The sequence below is a fragment of the Curtobacterium poinsettiae genome, from assembly GCF_047226435.1.
Lineage (GTDB): Bacteria > Actinomycetota > Actinomycetes > Actinomycetales > Microbacteriaceae > Curtobacterium > Curtobacterium poinsettiae.
In genome coordinates this window covers 1-17,493 of record NZ_CP178434.1, presented here as the reverse complement: position 1 = coordinate 17,493, position 17,493 = coordinate 1, and the positions used below count along the sequence as shown (strand labels likewise).

The 17,493-nt window shown below is 67.6% G+C and carries 14 protein-coding genes and 2 tRNA genes; 3 read left to right on the top strand and 13 right to left on the bottom strand.

Annotated elements, in window-relative coordinates; genetic code table 11:
• The first annotated feature begins 85 nt into the window (after positions 1 to 85).
• Complete coding sequence (pknB, locus tag ACL00U_RS00080) at positions 86 to 1,918, top strand: Stk1 family PASTA domain-containing Ser/Thr kinase (protein ID WP_262118207.1); 1,833 nt, start codon at positions 86 to 88, stop codon at positions 1,916 to 1,918.
• A gap of 334 nt (positions 1,919 to 2,252) precedes the next feature.
• Here the strand turns inward: pknB and ACL00U_RS00075 are convergent, their stop codons facing one another.
• Positions 2,253 to 2,897, bottom strand: a complete 645-nt coding sequence (locus ACL00U_RS00075) for an anthranilate synthase component II (protein ID WP_017887804.1) — start codon at positions 2,895 to 2,897, stop codon at positions 2,253 to 2,255.
• 81 nt (positions 2,898 to 2,978) lie between these two features.
• On the opposite strand from ACL00U_RS00075, the gene ACL00U_RS00070 reads away from it, so the two are divergent.
• On the top strand, positions 2,979 to 3,233 hold the full coding sequence (locus ACL00U_RS00070) for a cell division protein CrgA (protein ID WP_017887805.1): 255 nt from the start codon (positions 2,979 to 2,981) through the stop codon (positions 3,231 to 3,233).
• Between the two features lie 349 nt (positions 3,234 to 3,582).
• Here ACL00U_RS00070 and ACL00U_RS00065 read toward each other — a convergent pair whose 3' ends face one another.
• Complete coding sequence (locus ACL00U_RS00065) at positions 3,583 to 4,437, bottom strand: rhomboid family intramembrane serine protease (RefSeq protein WP_017887806.1); 855 nt, start codon at positions 4,435 to 4,437, stop codon at positions 3,583 to 3,585.
• A gap of 7 nt (positions 4,438 to 4,444) precedes the next feature.
• Positions 4,445 to 4,984 carry a peptidylprolyl isomerase gene (locus tag ACL00U_RS00060; protein ID WP_017887807.1) on the bottom strand — a complete coding sequence of 180 codons (540 nt, stop codon included), beginning with the start codon at positions 4,982 to 4,984 and terminating at the stop codon, positions 4,445 to 4,447.
• 115 nt (positions 4,985 to 5,099) lie between these two features.
• Between ACL00U_RS00060 and ACL00U_RS00055 the strand changes: the two genes are divergently transcribed.
• Positions 5,100 to 5,675, top strand: coding sequence for a hypothetical protein (locus ACL00U_RS00055; RefSeq protein WP_017887808.1), 576 nt, complete (start codon positions 5,100 to 5,102; stop codon positions 5,673 to 5,675).
• 413 nt (positions 5,676 to 6,088) lie between these two features.
• On the opposite strand, the gene ACL00U_RS00050 is transcribed toward ACL00U_RS00055, so the two are convergent.
• From ACL00U_RS00050 to dnaA, 10 genes are all read right to left on the bottom strand, one after another.
• Positions 6,089 to 6,161: transfer RNA gene (locus ACL00U_RS00050), tRNA-Ala, on the bottom strand.
• Positions 6,162 to 6,217: 56 nt separating this feature from the next.
• Positions 6,218 to 6,294, bottom strand: a tRNA-Ile gene (locus ACL00U_RS00045).
• Positions 6,295 to 6,369: 75 nt separating this feature from the next.
• On the bottom strand, positions 6,370 to 6,777 hold the full coding sequence (locus ACL00U_RS00040) for a DUF3566 domain-containing protein (protein ID WP_017887809.1): 408 nt from the start codon (positions 6,775 to 6,777) through the stop codon (positions 6,370 to 6,372).
• On the bottom strand, positions 6,770 to 9,427 hold the full coding sequence (gyrA, locus tag ACL00U_RS00035) for a DNA gyrase subunit A (RefSeq protein WP_017887810.1): 2,658 nt from the start codon (positions 9,425 to 9,427) through the stop codon (positions 6,770 to 6,772). The genes ACL00U_RS00040 and gyrA overlap by 8 nt, the downstream gene beginning before the upstream one ends.
• 114 nt (positions 9,428 to 9,541) lie before the next feature.
• Entirely contained in the window at positions 9,542 to 11,545 is a 2,004-nt protein-coding gene (gene gyrB / locus ACL00U_RS00030) for a DNA topoisomerase (ATP-hydrolyzing) subunit B (protein WP_017887811.1), read from the bottom strand.
• Positions 11,546 to 11,678: 133 nt separating this feature from the next.
• Entirely contained in the window at positions 11,679 to 12,179 is a 501-nt protein-coding gene (locus ACL00U_RS00025; protein WP_017887812.1) for a DUF721 domain-containing protein, read from the bottom strand.
• On the bottom strand, positions 12,179 to 13,495 hold the full coding sequence (gene recF, locus ACL00U_RS00020) for a DNA replication/repair protein RecF (RefSeq protein ID WP_412873673.1): 1,317 nt from the start codon (positions 13,493 to 13,495) through the stop codon (positions 12,179 to 12,181). The genes ACL00U_RS00025 and recF overlap by 1 nt, the downstream gene beginning before the upstream one ends.
• 31 nt (positions 13,496 to 13,526) lie before the next feature.
• On the bottom strand, positions 13,527 to 14,414 hold the full coding sequence (gnd, locus tag ACL00U_RS00015; protein WP_017887814.1) for a phosphogluconate dehydrogenase (NAD(+)-dependent, decarboxylating): 888 nt from the start codon (positions 14,412 to 14,414) through the stop codon (positions 13,527 to 13,529).
• A gap of 71 nt (positions 14,415 to 14,485) precedes the next feature.
• Positions 14,486 to 15,631 carry a DNA polymerase III subunit beta gene (gene dnaN / locus ACL00U_RS00010; RefSeq protein WP_017887815.1) on the bottom strand — a complete coding sequence of 382 codons (1,146 nt, stop codon included), beginning with the start codon at positions 15,629 to 15,631 and terminating at the stop codon, positions 14,486 to 14,488.
• A 407-nt stretch (positions 15,632 to 16,038) separates the two neighbouring features.
• On the bottom strand, positions 16,039 to 17,493 hold the full coding sequence (gene dnaA / locus ACL00U_RS00005; protein ID WP_017887816.1) for a chromosomal replication initiator protein DnaA: 1,455 nt from the start codon (positions 17,491 to 17,493) through the stop codon (positions 16,039 to 16,041).

Genomic DNA, 17,493 nt, shown 5'->3' with positions numbered 1-17,493 from the left:
TAACGGTTCGGTCGACCCCTCTCCGGCCAGCGTCTCACCAGGTCGTGCTGCCGTACACTAGCCGGACGAACAGACGGAGGAGTACGTGCCAGAAGGTGTGACCGCGGGGATCACGCTCCTCGCCAATCGCTACGAGATCGGTGACGTCATCGGTCGGGGCGGCATGGCGACCGTGCACCTCGGCAACGACACCCGCCTCGGCCGCAAGGTCGCGGTGAAGCTCCTCAAGCCGAGCCTCGCCAACGACCCGGCCTTCCGCACGCGCTTCCGGCAGGAAGCCCAGGCTGCTGCGCGCATGGCACACCCGACCGTCGTGCGCGTGTACGACGCCGGCGAAGAGACGGTGTCCGAGCCCTCGGGTGCCGAGGTGCAGGTGCCCTTCATCGTGATGGAGTACGTCGAGGGCCGACCGCTCTCCGACATCATCGCCGAAGGTGCCGTCGCCCCGGACGAAGCCGTCCGCATCACCGAGGGCATCCTCACCGCGCTCGAGTACTCGCACCGCGCCGGCGTCGTCCACCGTGACATCAAGCCCGCCAACGTCATGGTCACGCACAGCGGCCAGGTGAAGGTCATGGACTTCGGCATCGCCCGGGCGATCACCGACACCTCGGCCACGGTGGCCCAGACCACGTCGATCCTCGGCACGGCCTCGTACTTCTCACCGGAGCAGGCCCGCGGCGAGACCGTCGACGCCCGCACCGACCTGTACTCCACCGGCGTCGTGCTCTTCGAGCTCCTCACCGGTCGCGCGCCGTTCCTCGGGGACACCCCGGTGGCGGTCGCGTACCAGCACGTCAGCGAGCAGCCGGTCGCACCGTCGACGATCTCGCCCGAGGTGTCCCCGGCCCTCGACGCCGTGACGCTCCACGCCCTGGTCAAGGACCGCACGCGCCGGTTCCAGAACGCGGCCGAGTTCCGCGCGGACCTGCAGCAGGCCGCGGCCGGCCGGGTCCCCACCTCCACCAAGAAGCAGCAGCAGAACGCCCAGAACGATGCGTCGACCGTGCTGTTCGGCGTCGATCCCCGCACGACGACCAACGCCGCCTCAGCGTTCCGCGAGCTCGACGACGACACCGCCGAGCACCGCCCGCAGCGCACGCAGAACCGTCCGCCGGTCGCGTGGATCTGGGTGGGCATCCTGCTCACCGTCGCGGTCATCGTGGCCGTGGTGTTCTTCGTCGCGAACCTGCAGCCCGGCAAGCCCCCGGTGTCGTCCTCGGTCAGCGTGCCGAACGTCGCAGGGTCGACGTACAGCTCCGCGGCCAGCGCCATCGAGAAGAAGTCCCTCAAGCCGGTCAAGGTCGAGGAGAACTCCGACAGCGTCGACAAGGGCCTGGTCATCCGGACCGACCCGGGTTCGGGCGTGAACGTCGGACGCAACCAGAACGTCAACGTCGTGGTCTCCATCGGACCGGAGCGCGTCCCCGTGCCCGAGCTGAACGGGCAGTCGCAAGCCGCAGCGCAACAGGCGCTCGACAACGCCGGCTTCCGCTTGGGCGCGATCTCGAGCGACTACTCCACCGACGTCCCCGAGGGCACGGTCCTGAGCTCCGACCCCGAGTCGGGTTCCCTGCACACCAAGGGCATCGTGATCAACCTGACGGTCTCCAACGGCAAGGTGCAGTTGCCCGACGTGACGCAGCAGCAGTACTCGGCGGCGAAGGCCACCGTGGAGCAGCTCGGACTCACCGTGAACCCGGCGCCGTCCTACTCGTGCACCGGCGGCGTGGTCACGCAGCAGGACACCCCCGCTGGCGACGTCGCGCAGGGCAGTGCCGTCACGCTCACCTACTGCGCACGAGCTGCGGCGCCGCCGAAGGCACCGTCGTCGAACAACAACAACGACAGCGGCGGCAGCGGTGGTGACGGTGGGAACACCGACCGCGGTGGCGACGACGGTGGCGACGGCCGCTGAGCCGACCACGGGGCCGGGCGGCGAACCCGACCATCTCGTGACGGGGCCGTCCTGACGGACGGGTGACGGGCCTCCAGTCCGCGGACCGGCGTTGCGGACGCGTGCGCCGCGCCCGTTCGTCACGGCTCCTTCGTCACGGCGTGTTCGTCACGGCGTGTTCGTCACAGCCTGGAGGCACAGCGCACGCCCGCCCCAGAACGCGCGGCACGCAGGCGGCCCGGTCCAGTGCCAGGCACACGCCGGCGTGTCGGCGTGACGCCCCGCAACGCACGAGACGCCGCCGATTCCGGCGGCGTCTCGTGAAGACGACGGCGTCTGCCACCGCGGAGGCTCGTCAGGCGCGGTGCGTCGCGATGAGCGGCCCGAGACCGGCGGCGCGCTCGGCCGCTCCGGACAGCCCGGTGGTCTCGAGCCAGTTGCCGACCATGCGGTAGCCGCCCTCGGTCAGGACCGACTCCGGGTGGAACTGCACACCGAACACGGGGTGCTCGCGGTGCTGGACCCCCATGATGACCCCGCCGCCGGTGCGCGCCGTCACGGTGAGTTCGTCGGGGACCGTGCCATCGACGATCGCGAGCGAGTGGTAGCGCGTGGCCGTGAACGGGTGGGGGACGCCGTCGAACAGCGGACTGCCGTCGTGGTCGACCTGGGAGGTCTTGCCGTGCATGAGCTCCTCGGCGTGGGTGACCGTGGCACCGAGGGCCTCGGCGATGGCCTGGTGCCCGAGGCAGACGCCGAGGAGCGGGACCTCGGCGGCGATGGCGGCGTGCACGGTGGGGATCGAGACGCCCGCGGCCGCCGGTGTCCCCGGACCCGGGGAGAGCAGCACGCCGTCGTACTCGGCGATGCGGTCGGCGATCTCGGACTCGGGGAAGGCGTCGTTGCGGACGACGTCCGTCTCGGCGCCGAGCTGCTGCACGTAGCCGTTGAGCGTGTAGACGAAGCTGTCGTAGTTGTCGACGACGAGGATCCTGGTCATGGCGGTCCACCGTACTCGTGGGCGATGTGTGCGGCGGTCCGCGGGCCGATCCACACACGTGGTCACGGTAGGATACCGGCCATGGCCAAGGACAAGGACCGCACCAAGCCCGCCCGGAGGACCCGAGCCGACTCGGTCGACACCGCTGGGGACGCCCCCAACCCGGTGTGGTTCAAGCCGGTCATGTTCGGCTTCATGCTCGTCGGCCTGGTGTGGGTGATCGTCTTCTACATCTCGAACGCCACCCTGCCGGTCCCGAGCCTCGGCTCGTGGAACATCCTGATCGGCTTCGGCATCATGTTCGTCGGCTTCCTCATGACCACCCGGTGGCGCTGACCTCCAGGCTGCCGCCCCCGACGCCCGTCACACCGCAAGGTGTGGCGGGCGTTCTCGTTCTCCACAAGCAGGAGCTCCTCCGGACCGCACATCCTCGACGATCCTGCTGTTCTCCACACTTCTCCCCACTCTCCACACGATCATCCACAGCACCGCCCCGGAGTTATCCACAGCTGTGTCCACAGTGGGGATAATCACACTGGTGTAACTCACCACCTTCTCCACACCTGTGGATAACTCTCGGTGGCGCTGTGGACAGCTGTGGACGAGCAGGGCACGGACAGCACCGGGAACGACGAACGCCCCGTCGCAGTGCGACGGGGCGTTCGAGGAGCGCGTTGTGGCGGTGTCAGCCGATCGTGACCGCGTACCCGACAGCGGTGAGCGCGATGCCGAGCACCGCCGCGCCGATGATCAGGGCGATCTGCAGCGGTCGCTTCCGGACGTTGCGCGTCTGCGCGAAGACGAAGCCCATCAGGAACCCGCCGATGATCCCGCCGACGTGCGCCTGCCACGAGATGTTGACTCCGGGCAGGAACCCGATGACCAGGTTCAGTCCCATGAGCACGAGGAGTTGCACGGCGTTGTTCCCCAGGCTGCGCTGCAGCACGAAGAACGCGGCGAACAGCCCGAAGATCGCACCCGAAGCACCCAGCACGGTCGTCCCCGGCGCCAGGAAGGTGACGAGCATGGACCCGAAGATCCCGGTGATGAAGTACAGCGCCACGAACCGCCAGGTACCGAGCATGTTCTCGAGCATGCGACCGAAGATCCAGAGCGCCCACATGTTGAACAGGATGTGGAAGATGCCCGAGTGCACGAACAGCGAGGTCACCACACGCCAGGGCTGCGTCGGCAGCAGCAGCGAGTTGTAGGCGAGCAAGCTCGTGAAGAACCGTCCGCTGACCTGGTCGAGCAACCAGATCGCCACCGTGATCGCCACGATGACGGTCGTGCCCTTCTGGTCGAGCATCGCGAACCGACGCCGAGCGACCGTGAACCCGCTGGGGGCTCCGGACGCTCGGCGGTTCGCTGCGAACTGTGCGCGCTGTTCACGCACGCACTCCGGGCAGTGCACCCCGACCGCCGCCGGCGTCTGGCACTCCGGGCAGATCGTCCGCCCACAGCGCTGGCAGAGCACGAAGCTCTGCCGGTCCGGATGCCGGTAGCAGGTGTTGTTCGGGTTGTACGCCTGGTCGGTCACGTGCGGGTCAGACGCCTTCGACGTCGATGCTCTGGATGACGACGTCCTCGACGGGCTTGTCGCGGCCGTCGGTCGGCACGGCCTCGATCGCGTCGACGACCGCGCGGGACTCGTCGTCGGCGACCTCACCGAAGATGGTGTGCTTGCCCTGCAGCCACGGCGTCGCCACCGTGGTGATGAAGAACTGCGAGCCGTTGGTGCCGCGGCCGCCCTGGATGCCGGCGTTCGCCATGGCGAAGATGTAGGGGTTCTGGAACGTGAGCTCCGGGGAGATCTCGTCGTCGAAGCGGTAACCCGGGCCGCCGATGCCCTGGCCGAGCGGGTCGCCGCCCTGGATCATGAAGTCCTTGATGATGCGGTGGAAGATCACGCCGTCGTAGAGCTTGTCGGTCGAGACCTTGCCCGTGCCGGGGTGGGTCCACTCCTGCTGGCCCGTTGCGAGGTCGACGAAGTTCTTGACGGTCTTCGGTGCGTGGTTGCCGAACAGGTTGACGCGGATGTCGCCCTTGTTGGTGTGGATCGTTGCGACAGCGGTGTGCAGAGACATGTTCCGATTCTCGCATGTACTCCTGACCGTGGACGGATCCCACAGCTACGGCTCCGTGACCTGTCAGGCAGTGTGGTGGCAGGATGGGGTCACGCCGATCCGATGGAGGTACCAGATGACGACGATCGAGATCCCGCGAAAGCGTCGGAAGCAGATCAAGAAGCTCAAGGGCCAGACCGCCTCGCTCCTCGGCGAGCAGCGCAAGGTCCTCGAGCACGCGAACGCGATCCTGGCTGAGGCCCGGACCAACGCCGCGGACGCAGCTCGCAAGGACATCGCACCCCGCGTGCAGAACGCGATCGACAACGGGATCCGTCCCGCGTTCGCGACCGGCGTGCACGCTGCCACCTCGGCAGCGCAGAGCGCTTCGCACAAGTTCCAGTCCGAGGTGGTCCCCGGACTCGTCTCGACCGCTGGTTCGGTGCTGAGCGTGACCGATCTCGCGAAGGACCCCCGGGTCAAGAAGATCGTGAAGAACGCCCAGAAGAAGGGCAAGAAGGCCAAGAAGGCCGCTGCGAAGTACGTCCCGTCGCAGCAGAAGAAGGGCCTCGGCTTCGGCGGAGTCGCACTCATCATCGTCGGCGTCGTCGCCGTCGCCGGTGCTGCGTACGCCGCGTACCAGACGCTCCGTGCCGACGACGACCTCTGGGTCGCCGACGACGCTGACACGGCGGAGAAGCCCGCCGCCTGACCTCCCGGTTCGTACGAAGGGCCCCGGCACCAGCCGGGGCCCTTCGTCGTTCCCGGGCCTGGCGACCATGCACCCGCGCACGGTGACGCGCCCTGAGCGCGCCCACCCACCCGCCTGGAGGCCCGCACCGGCCTGGCACCGCGCCTCCCGTCCGGCGGGCCGTCACGCAACACGCCCCGGGGCAGCCACCGACAGGTCGCATCCTGTCGCCCGACGGACGCGCAGACGACAGTTCCAGCCACATCGGCAAACCGCACGCGGCATGTCGTGACCACTCGACAAGAAGCAACCTGCAGGGAGAGTGGCAAACCCAACCATCGCGGAGCGGCGCGTCGCCGAAGGCGCGCAGACAAGCACGACGACCGAAGACGGCGGAGCGAGGAACGAGCGAAGCAGGACTCGTGCAGAGGGAGTGGAGCCTGGGAGAATCGAACTCCCGACATCCTGCTTGCAAAGCAGGCGCTCTACCAACTGAGCTAAGGCCCCGAGTGCCACCGAGGTGATCGGCGACAGGATCGGATTGTCGTGCTGTTCCGGAGAACTGGTGGGGCTACAAGGACTTGAACCTTGGACCTCTTCGTTATCAGCGAAGCGCTCTAACCGCCTGAGCTATAGCCCCTCAGACCGGATGAAAGCCTACCGTACCGATCCCAGAGAACGAAATCGAGCGGTCGGCCTCATCCGGCCGGGTGTGTCAGTTGTTCGTGAAGCCCACGAGCAGCCCGCCCGTGATCCGCACACTGAGGTTGTAGAGCACGCTCACGATGGCGCCGAGCACGGTGCCGACGACCACGTTGAGGATGCCCACGACGATGGAGAACCCGAGGACCTGGCCCAGCGAGAACTGGTCCATGATCGAGTAACTGTTCTGACCGGTGACGTCCTTCAGCAGGGCGTCGATTTGGGTGAACACACCCGTCTGGTTCAGGATGACCCACACCAGTGCCGTGGCGACCACGATCACGATGCTGCCGGCCAGGGCGATGAGGAAGCTCAGCTTCACCATCGACCAGAAGTCGACGTAGACCAGTCGCAACCGCACCTGGCGGGTGCCGACGGGTCGCTTCGCCTTCTTCTGGAGCTTCTCGGCGACACTACTCATTGCTTGACTGGTCCTCTCCGGCCTCGTCTGCGACGGGCTCGGTGTCGATGGGATCAGTGGAATCCGGGGCCGCTTCGGCAGGGCTGACCGTCTCCACCGGGCCCGCGGGCTCGATCTCGGCGTCGTCCTGGTCGTCCAGGTTCCGCTCGGTGTTCCGGGCCACCGCGATGATCCGGTCGTTCTCCGCGAACCTCGCGAAGACGACGCCCATCGTGTCACGGCCCTTGGCAGGGACCTCGGCCACGGCAGACCTTACCACCTTGCCCGATTGCAGCACGACGAGCACTTCGTCGTCCTCGCCGACGATGAGAGCGCCCACAAGATCGCCTCGGTCGAGCGCCAACTTGGCCACCTTGATGCCCAGACCGCCACGGCCCTGCACGCGGTACTGGTCGACTGCGGTGCGCTTGGCGTAGCCACCCTCGGTCATCACCCAGACGAACCCGTCGTCGGAGACGACCCGAGCCGCGAGCAGCGAGTCACCGTCGCGGAAGGACATGCCCTTCACACCCGAGGTCGATCGACCCATCGGACGCAGGGTGTCGTTCGTCGCCGTGAAGCGGAGCGACATGCCCTGGCGGGACACCAGCAGCAGGTCGTCGTGCTCGTCGACGAGCAGCGCCTGGCGGAGCTTGTCGCCGTCGCGCAGGTTGATCGCGATGATGCCGCCGGTGCGGTTCGTGTCGTACTCGGTCAGCGCGGTCTTCTTCACCAGGCCGTGCTCGGTCGCGAGGACGAGGTACTGGGCGACCTCGTAGTCGCGGATGTCGAGCACCTGCTGGATCTGCTCGTCGGGCTGCATCGCCAGCAGGTTCGCGACGTGCTGGCCCTTCGCGTCACGGCCGGCCTCCTGCAGCTCGTACGCCTTGGCGCGGTAGACCCGTCCCTGGTCGGTGAGGAACAGGAGCCAGTGGTGCGTCGTCGTGACGAAGAAGTGCTCGACGATGTCGTCGGCGCGGAGCTGGGCCCCACGGACACCTCGGCCACCGCGGTGCTGCGAGCGGTACTGGTCGCTCCGCGTGCGCTTGACGTAGCCACCGCGGGTGATGGTGACGACCATCTCCTCTTCGGGGATCAGGTCTTCCATCGACATGTCGCCGTCGTAGCCGAACATGATCTCGGTGCGGCGGTCGTCGCCGAAGCGGTCGACGATCTCGCTGAGCTCGTCGCGGATGATCGAGCGCTGACGGCTCTCCGACGCCAGTATGTCCTGGAAGTCGGCGATCTTGCGCTCGAGTTCTTCGGCCTCGTCGTGGATCTTCTGGCGCTCCAGGGCCGCGAGGCGACGGAGCTGCAGCTCGAGGATCGCGCGCGCCTGGATCTCGTCGACGGACAGCAGGTCCATCAGGCCGGTGCGGGCCTCTTCGACGTCGGGCGAACGACGGATGAGCGCGATGACCTCGTCGAGGGCGTCGAGCGCAGCCAGGTACCCGCGCAGGATGTGGGCGCGCTTCTCGGCCTCGCGCAGCCGGTACTGCGTGCGGCGCACGATGACGTCGACCTGGTGGGCGACCCACGCCGAGATGAAGCCGTCGAGCGGCAGGGTGCGGGGCACACCGTCGACGATCGCGAGCATGTTCGCGCCGAAGTTCTCCTGCAGCTGGGTGTGCTTGTACAGGTTGTTCAGCACGACCTTGGCGACGGCGTCGCGCTTCAGCACGATGACCAGGCGCTGCCCGGTTCGACCGGAGGTCTCGTCGCGGATGTCGGCGACGCCGGCGAGCTTGCCGTCCTTGACCAGTTCGGCGATCTTGATCGCCAGGTTGTCCGGGTTGACCTGGTACGGCAGCTCGGTGACGACGAGGCAAGTGCGCCCCTGGATCTCCTCCACCGAGACCACGGCACGCATCGTGATCGAGCCACGGCCGGTGCGGTAGGCGTCCTGGATGCCCTTGGTGCCGAGCACCTGCGCACCGGTCGGGAAGTCCGGGCCCTTGATGCGCTGCATGAGCGCGGCGAGCAGCTCTTCGCGGGTGGCGTCGGGGTTGTCGAGCGCCCACTTCGCACCCTCGGCGACCTCGCGCAGGTTGTGCGGCGGGATGTTCGTGGCCATGCCGACCGCGATGCCGACGGACCCGTTGACGAGCAGGTTCGGGAACCGGGCCGGCAGGATCGCCGGCTCCTGCGTGCGGCCGTCGTAGTTGTCCTGGAAGTCGACGGTGTCCTCGTCGATGTCGCGGACCATCTCGAGCGCGAGCGGCGCCATCTTCGTCTCGGTGTACCGCGGGGCGGCGGCGCCGTCGTTGCCGGGCGAACCGAAGTTGCCCTGGCCGAGCGCCAGCGGGTACCGGAGCGACCACGGCTGCACCAGACGGACCAGGGCGTCGTAGATCGCCGAGTCACCGTGCGGGTGGAACTGGCCCATCACGTCACCGACGACGCGGGAGCACTTCGAGAACGCACGGTCCGGGCGGTAACCGCCGTCGAACATCGCGTAGATCACACGGCGGTGCACCGGCTTGAGGCCGTCGCGGACCTCCGGCAGGGCACGACCGACGATGACCGACATCGCGTAGTCGAGGTACGAGCGCTGCATCTCGAGCTGCAGGTCGACCTGCGAGATGCGGTCACCGGAGACGACGATGTCCCCGCTGTCGCCGTGGACGATCTCGGGCTGCTCGTCGGCGCCGTTCTCGTTGTCGTCAGCCATGTGGCTTCGTTCCCTTTCTGGACAGCCTGGAGGCTGTGGTTCCGTTGGTCGCGCCGGGCGCGACCACAGGTGGTCAGGACTGGTCGACGCGGCTCACACCGCGCCTCCTGGCCGTTAGATGTCGAGGAAGCGGACGTCCTTGGCGTTCTGCTGGATGAACTGGCGACGTGCGTCGACGTCCTCACCCATCAGCGTCGAGAAGGTGCTGTCGACCGCGGCTGCGTCCTCCAGCGTGACCTGCAGGAGCGTGCGGGTGTCCGGGTTCATCGTGGTGTCCCAGAGCTCCTTGTAGTCCATCTCGCCGAGGCCCTTGTAGCGCTGGATCCCGTTGTCCTTCGGGATGCGCTTGCCGGCGGCGAGGCCGGCCTGCATTAGGGCGTCGCGCTCCCGGTCGCTGAACACGTACTCGTGCGCCGAGTTCGACCACTTCAGGCGGTACAGCGGCGGCTGCGCGAGGTACACGTACCCACGCTCGATGAGCGGACGCATGTAGCGGAAGAGCAGCGTGAGCAGCAGCGTCGTGATGTGCTGGCCGTCGACGTCGGCATCGGCCATCAGCACGATCTTGTGGTACCGGGCCTTGTCCGGGTCGAAGTCCTCACCGATGCCGGCGCCGAACGCCGTGATCATCGACTGGATCTCCTGGTTGGCGAGGGCACGGTCGAGCCTGGCCTTCTCGACGTTCAGGATCTTGCCGCGCAGCGGCAGGATCGCCTGGGTCATCGGGTTGCGGCCCTGCACGGCGGAACCACCGGCGGAGTCGCCCTCGACCATGAAGATCTCCGACAGGGTCGGGTCCTTCGACTGGCAGTCCTTGAGCTTGCCGGGCATGCCGCCCGACTCGAGCAGCCCCTTGCGACGTGTGGTCTCGCGTGCCTTGCGGGCCGCGAGCCGAGCCTGCGACGCCTGGATCGCCTTGCGGACGACGTCGCGTGCCTGCGTCGGGTTGCTCTCGAACCAGTGGGTCAGCTCGGTGCCGACGACGCGCTGCACGAACGACTTCGCCTCGGTGTTGCCGAGCTTGGTCTTCGTCTGCCCTTCGAACTGCGGCTCGCCGAGCTTCACGGAGATGACGGCGGTGAGCCCTTCGCGGATGTCGTCACCCGTGAGGTTGTCGTCCTTCTCCTTGATGATCTTCGCCTCACGCGCGTAGCGGTTGACGAGGGTCGTGAGCGCTGCGCGGAAGCCCTCTTCGTGGGTCCCGCCTTCGTGCGTGTTGATCGTGTTCGCGAAGGTGTGGACGCTCTCCTGGTACGAGGTGTTCCACTGCATCGCGACCTCGAGCGCGATCTTGCGGTCCGGGTCCTCGGACTCGAAGCCGATGACGTCGGGGTGGACGAGGTCGGCCTTCTTCTGCGCGTTGATGAACTCGACGTAGTCGGCGAGCCCACGCTCGTACATGAAGGTGTCGTTGCGAGCTTCTTCCCCTTCTTCGGGGGCGCGCTCGTCGCGCAGGTTGATCCGCAGACCCTTGTTCAGGAAGGCCATCTGCTGGAAGCGCGTGCGCAGGGTCTCGTAGTCGAAGACGACGGACTCGAAGATCTCGGCGTTCGGCCAGAACGTGATCGTCGTCCCGGTCTCGTCGGCCGGTTCGTCCTTCGAGACGGGGGCCACGGGGACGCCGTCGGTGTAGCTCTGACGCCAGACGTGGCCCTGCCGACGGACCTCGACGTCGAGCTCGGAGCTCAGCGCGTTCACGACGGACGAACCGACGCCGTGCAGACCACCGGAGACGGCGTAGCCGCCACCGCCGAACTTGCCGCCGGCGTGCAGGACGGTGAGGACGACCTGCAGGGTGGAGACCCCCTCGGCCGCGTGGACGTCGACCGGGATGCCACGGCCGTTGTCGACCACCCGGACGCCACCGTCTTCACGGATGCTCACGTCGATGGTGTCGCAGTACCCGGCGAGGGCTTCGTCGACCGAGTTGTCGACGATCTCCTGGACCAGGTGGTGCAGACCGCGGGGACCGGTCGAACCGATGTACATACCGGGACGCTTGCGGACCGCCTCGAGCCCCTCGAGCACCTGAATCTGGTCTGCGCCGTAGGACGGTTCGCTCTGCGGGGTCTCCGCTTCGAGCGGGTTCTGCGGGTCGTCTTCAGATTCTGATGCCATGTCGAGCGTGCTCCTGCCTGCGCGCGGAACGCCCGCGCACTGCACCTACCAGTCTACCGCAGAGCCCCCTCTTTCGAGGGCTCATCTGCCCCACAGACGGGCTTTTCTGGCACTCCAGGATGATTTCGTCGCCTCAACCGTAGGTGTCGCGAGGACCGCGCCCCTGGACCGTCCTGGGGCCGCGTTTCCAGGTGGGGGCGTCCGGGCCGGAAACCCTGATCGACTCGACCCCTGCTTCCGGGTGCCGTTCCGCGATGGTGGTCGTGACCGTCGCGCGCATCAGTCGGAGCTGGGTCGCCCAGGCCGTCGAGTCGCACCGGATGACGAGTGCGCCGTCGTCGATGGTCACCGGGCGGGAGTGCTTCGCCAGCTCCTCGCCGACGACGCTCGGCCAGTCCACGAAGAGCTCGGAGCGGGCGAGTGGTTCGGTCCACCCGAGCTCGTGGGCGAGCGACCCGACGATGTCGGCGAGGCCCTTCGGCTCACGGCCGCGCCCGTACGGCACGGTGTCGGCGTCGAACTCGCGAGCGCGTCGGCGGCGGGCGTCGGTGCCGCGCTTGGACGGGTCGCCGAACACGGCGCGCAGGTGCCGGTACACCTGCGAGGGTTCGGTGGGCTTGCGGGGCTTCGGCATCAGGCGTCGGCTCCGGCGGGGGTGGGGTCGTCGTCGGTCTTGCTGTCGGCGCCCGCCGTGGTGTCGGCGTCCGCCGGCTCCGTCGCGCCCGTCCGGTCCGTCGCGCCCGTCCGGTCCGTCGACGGACTGGAGGCGCGGGTCGCGTCCGCCTCGTCGGTCACGATCGTGCCCGCTTCGATCCGCACCGTGTGCGCCGCCAGCTTCGGGGGCACGTCACCGAACACCGCTGCCGTGATGAGCACCTGCTCGTAGTCGGCGACCGCGTTCGCCAGCCGTTCCCGTCGCGATTCGTCGAGCTCGGCGAACACGTCGTCGAGGATGATGATCGGGTCACCCAGGTTCGACTCCGCGCGCAGGATGGACGCGCTCGCGAGCTGGATCGCCAGCGCGAAGGACCAGGATTCGCCGTGACTCGCGTAGCCGCGGGCCGGTAACCCGTTCAGTTGGAACAGCACGTCGTCCCGGTGCGGTCCGACGAGGGTGAGTCCGCGGTCGAGTTCGTCCCGCCGACGTCGTTCGAGCGCTGCTGCGAACGCCTCGGCCGCCGACGCCACGGTGACCGGTTCGTCAGGTGTCCCGAGCACGGGGTCGGTGGCCGCCGCGGACTCCGGGTCGCCACCGCGGATCGACAGGACCCCCGTGATCGAGGCGTCGTGGTGCTCGCCGGCGACGGTGGCGTAGGCCTCGGCCACGAAGGGGGCGAGGCGTCGGGTCAGGTGGTCGCGGGCCGCGACGATCTCGGCACCGAGCCCCACGAGGCGGTCGTCCCAGACGTCGAGCGTCGACAGGGCGTTGGCCTTCGCACCCGTGGCGCGGGCCGACTTCAGCAGCGTGTTCCGCTGCCGGAGCGTGCGGTCGTAGTCAGCGAGCACACCCTGCATCCGCGGCGCGATCTGACCGAGCAGCTCGTCGAGCATCCGGCGTCGCCCGGCCGGCTCGCCCCGCACCAGGGCGAGGTCCTCCGGTGCGAAGAGCACCGACGTGCAGTAGCGCGGCAGCTCCCGCGGCTTGATCGCCGAACGGTTCACCTGCGCACGGTTCGCACCGGTGCGGTTGATCTGCACCTCGGCGAGGATGCTGCGGTCTTCGTGCGCGAGTCGAGCCCGGACGATCGCGGCGTCACAACCCTGGCGGACGAGCGCTGCGTCGGTGGGGACGCGGTGCGAGCCGAGGGTGGAGAGGTACCCGATCGCCTCGACCAGGTTGGTCTTGCCCTGTCCGTTGCGTCCGACGAACAGGTTCGGCCCGCGTGCGAGGTCGACGTCCGCCTCCCGGTAGTTCCGGAAGTCGGTCAGTTGGAGATGGTCGACGTGCACGCGGGCCGAGGCCGGGTTCCCCCGGGAAGTCCTAGGACTTCTTGACGGCGTGGCCGCCGAACTGGTTGCGGAGCGCCGCGACGGCCTTCATCGTCGGCGAGGCACTGCCCTGGCGCGAGACGAAGCGCGCGAAGATCGACGCCGAGAGCGCCGGCATCGGCACGGCGAGCTCGATGCCCTCTTCCAGCGTCCAGCGACCCTCGCCCGAGTCCTCGACGTAGCCCTCGAGCTCGTCGAGCTTCGGGTCTTCGTTCAGGGCCAGGACCATGAGGTCGAGCAGCCAGGAACGGACGACCGTTCCGCGCTGCCACCCGGCGAACACGGCGGGGACGTCGGTGATCAGGTCCTTGGCCTCGAGGAGCTCGTAGCCCTCGCCGTACGCCTGCATGATCGCGTACTCGATGCCGTTGTGGACCATCTTCGCGTAGTGGCCGGCGCCGATCGGGCCGGCGTGCGAGAAGCCTTCTTCGCGGGGGCCCTCGGGGCGCAGGGCGTCGAAGACCGGCATCGCGAACTCGACGTCCGCAGCGTCACCGCCGACCATCAGGCCGTAGCCGTTGTCCTTGCCCCAGACACCACCGGAGACGCCGGCGTCCATGTAGCGGATGCCGCGCGCACCGAGCTGCTCGGCGTGCTTGGTGTCGTCCAGCCACTTCGAGTTGCCACCGTCGATGACCAGGTCGCCCTCGCCGAGGACGCCGGCCAGGTCAGTGATCACGTCGTCGGTGATCTTGCCGTGCGGGACCATGACCCACACGAGGCGCTTGCCCTCCGGGAGAGCAGCGGCGAGGGCGCCGAGGTCAGCGACGTCGGAGACGGCGGGGTTGGCGTCGTACCCGGTGACCTCGATCCCTGCGTTGCGGAGACGGGCACGCATGTTGTTGCCCATGCGACCGAGGCCGACAAGACCGATGTGCATGATTTCCTCTTCTGTTCGTCGTCGCGCTGATGCTGCCGGTGGTGTGCGCCAGCGCAGGTTGCCTGTTGCGCCTATCGCAGCAGCAGGTTGGGCTGCAGCAGGTACCGGTATCCATCGGTCGCTGCGGCCTCTTGCGAAGTCTGGCCGGTGATCAGCACCGGGCCCGGCTTGTTGGGGTTCTCCGTCTTGGTGAAGGAGATGCGGACGAACTCGGAGTGCACCGCGTTCAGCCCGTCCAGGAGGAAGGCGGGCTTCAACGAGACCACCGTTTCCTCGCCGGTCAACAACGCACTGATCGACTCTGACGCCTGCGCTTGTTCGGATCCGATCGCCTCGAGCGTGAGCCCGTCGACCGTGAAGGAGAACCGGAGCGCGGCTTCGCGCTCCAGAACGAGGGAGACCCGTCGGACCGCTTCGACCAGCTCCGCGGTGTTGATCACCGCGTGGTCGTTGACGGTCTCGGGGAAGAGCCGGCGGACCGGCGGGTAGTTGCCCTTGATGAGCAGCGACGTCACGGTCTTGTCGTCGGCGTGGAAGGCGATGAGCTCGCGGTCCGAGTTGCCGCTGATCGACACCGACACCGTGGACGCCGAACCGAACGTGCGGCCGACCTCCTGCAGGGTGCGGGCCGGGACCAGCGCGTGCAGGGGGTCCGAGCCGACTCGGCCGGAGTCCCACGCGATCGTGCGGACGGCAACGCGGTAGCGGTCGGTCGCGATGAGGGAGAGGTCGTTGTCGCCGACCTCGAGCTGCACGCCCGTGATCACCGGGGTGACGTCGTCACGGCTGGCGGCGACGGCGACCTGGGACACGGCTTCGGAGAACGCGTCGCCCGGGATGACACCCGTCTGCGGACCGATCTCCGGCAGCGTCGGGTACTCCTCGACCGGCATGGACAGCAGCGTGAAGTGTGCCGAACCGCAGGTGACCGAGATCTTCGCGTCCTCGGTGGTGAACGACACAGGGGCGTTCGGCAGCCGGCTCGCGATGTCGTTCAGCAGCCGGCCGGAGACCAGGACGGTGCCCGGTTCGTCGATCTGCGCCGAGATCGACGTCTGCGCCGAGACCTCGTAGTCGAACGACGAGAGCGTCAGGCGATCGCCGTCGGCGTGGATCAGGACGCCCGACAGGATCGGCAGGGTCGTGCGCTGCGGGAGGAGCTTCACTGCGAAGGAGACGGCTTCGGAGAAGACGTCCCGGTTGACCTCGAACTTCACAGCTGGAACCCCTGTCGATCGGCTTGGACTGTCCGGCCGCCCCATTCTGGCACAGGCGGAGGAGCGCCGGATTTCTTGTCATCCCGCCGTCCACAAGGTTGTCCCGCGGAGATTGATCGTTAACCAGGAGTAATGGTGTTAACGCCTGTGCACACTGTGGATAACCCTGTGCATCCCGGTCCGGAGTAGGGAACTACACGCTTGTGACTTGTGAGCGGTGTGTGAGCGTTAACGGGATGAATGAATCTCATCTATCCACTTCCATCCCCAGTCTCCACAGGCGACCCCCCACCTGTGTACAACCGGGCGGCGTGTCCTCCACAGTTATCCACAGGCTATCCACACTGTGAGAACTCCGGCCCATGGAACCGTCTCAGATGGTGGATGGGTCCGGGAACCCGCCGATCTCAGCGGTAGCGGCGGTCCTGTTTGATGCGGCTGGTGAGCTCGGTGACCTGGTTGTAGATCGACCGACGCTCCTTCATCAGCTCGGTGATCTTCTTGTTCGCGTACATGACCGTGGTGTGGTCGCGGTTGCCGAACAGCTGCCCGATCTTGGGCAGGGACAGGCTCGTCAGCTCACGGCACAGGTACATCGCGATCTGTCGTGCCGTGGCGATCGCCTGGGAGCGGGACGAGCCGTAGAGGTCGTCGACGGAGAGCTTGAAGTACTCCGCGGTGTGGTTGATGATGTCCGTCGGCGCGACGACGTTGTCTTCGTCGAGGGTGATCAGGTCCTTGAGCACCGTCTGCACCAGCGCCATGTCGACGGCCGTCCGGTTCAGGCTCGCGAACGCGGTGACCCGGATCAGGGTGCCCTCGAGCTCGCGGATGTTGCTCGACACCTTCGACGCCATGAACTCGAGGATGTCGTCGGGGACCTGCAGGTGGTCCGACTGTGCCTTCTTGCGGAGGATCGCGATGCGCGTCTCGAGCTCGGGCGCCTGGACGTCGGTGATCAGACCCCACTCGAAGCGCGACCGCATCCGGTCCTCGAACCCGGTCAGGTGCTTCGGCGCCACGTCCGACGTGATGACGACCTGCTTGTTGTGGTCGTGCAGCGTGTTGAAGGTGTGGAAGAAGGCCTCCTGGGTGGAGTCCTTCCCCTGCAGGAACTGGATGTCGTCGATCAGCAGGATGTCGATGTCGCGGTAGCGCTGCTGGAACTGGTTCGACCGGTTGTTCGCGATCGAGTTGATGAAGTCGTTGGTGAACTCCTCGCTCGACACGTAGCGGACGCGGATCCCCGGGTAGAGGCTCTCGGCGTAGTGCCCGATGGCGTGGAGCAGGTGGGTCTTGCCCAGTCCGGAGTCCCCGTAGATGAAGAGCGGGTTGTAGGCCTTGGCCGGTGCCTCGGCGACGGCGACGGCTGCGGCGTGGGCGAACCGGTTCGACGAGCCGATGACGAAGTTGTCGAAGTTGTACTTCGGGTTGAGCCGCGACTCCGGGCGCCCGCTGGTGCCGGGAGAGTCGATCTGGCTCGGGACGAACGGCGCCTCGATGTACTGACGCGGCGCGGCACTCTGCTCGACGGCTTCCTGCACGGGTTCGGCGTACTCCGGCACGTTGGGGTCCACCCGCGGCTCCGACGCCATGTCCGGGTTGACCGTGATCGCGAAGTTCGCGACCGAGTCGTCGCCAATGCGTGCGACGGCCTCGGTGATCGGGATGCGGATTCGCTGCTCGAGCATGCCGCGGGTCAGGTCGTTCGGGACCTCGAGGTACAGGGTGCCGGCGAGCACGCCCTTCGGCTCGACCAGGTTCAGGAACCCGTGGAGCTGCGGCGTGATGCGGGGGTCCTCGGCGAGGATTCGGAGTACGGATGACCAGAGGTCCTCGACGGGGTCGGCCGGCATCGTCAT

Coding starts and splice junctions, on each gene's coding strand:
- ACL00U_RS00040 (WP_017887809.1), bottom strand. CDS start 6,777: ATGAGTAGTGTCGCCGAGAAGCTCCAGAAGAAGGCGAAGCGACCCGTC.
- ACL00U_RS00060 (WP_017887807.1), bottom strand. CDS start 4,984: ATGTCTCTGCACACCGCTGTCGCAACGATCCACACCAACAAGGGCGAC.
- gnd (WP_017887814.1), bottom strand. CDS start 14,414: ATGCACATCGGTCTTGTCGGCCTCGGTCGCATGGGCAACAACATGCGT.
- dnaA (WP_017887816.1), bottom strand. CDS start 17,493: ATGACGATGCCGGCCGACCCCGTCGAGGACCTCTGGTCATCCGTACTC.
- ACL00U_RS00025 (WP_017887812.1), bottom strand. CDS start 12,179: ATGCCGAAGCCCCGCAAGCCCACCGAACCCTCGCAGGTGTACCGGCAC.
- ACL00U_RS00055 (WP_017887808.1), top strand. CDS start 5,100: ATGACGACGATCGAGATCCCGCGAAAGCGTCGGAAGCAGATCAAGAAG.
- ACL00U_RS00070 (WP_017887805.1), top strand. CDS start 2,979: ATGGCCAAGGACAAGGACCGCACCAAGCCCGCCCGGAGGACCCGAGCC.
- ACL00U_RS00075 (WP_017887804.1), bottom strand. CDS start 2,897: ATGACCAGGATCCTCGTCGTCGACAACTACGACAGCTTCGTCTACACG.
- gyrA (WP_017887810.1), bottom strand. CDS start 9,427: ATGGCTGACGACAACGAGAACGGCGCCGACGAGCAGCCCGAGATCGTC.
- gyrB (WP_017887811.1), bottom strand. CDS start 11,545: ATGGCATCAGAATCTGAAGACGACCCGCAGAACCCGCTCGAAGCGGAG.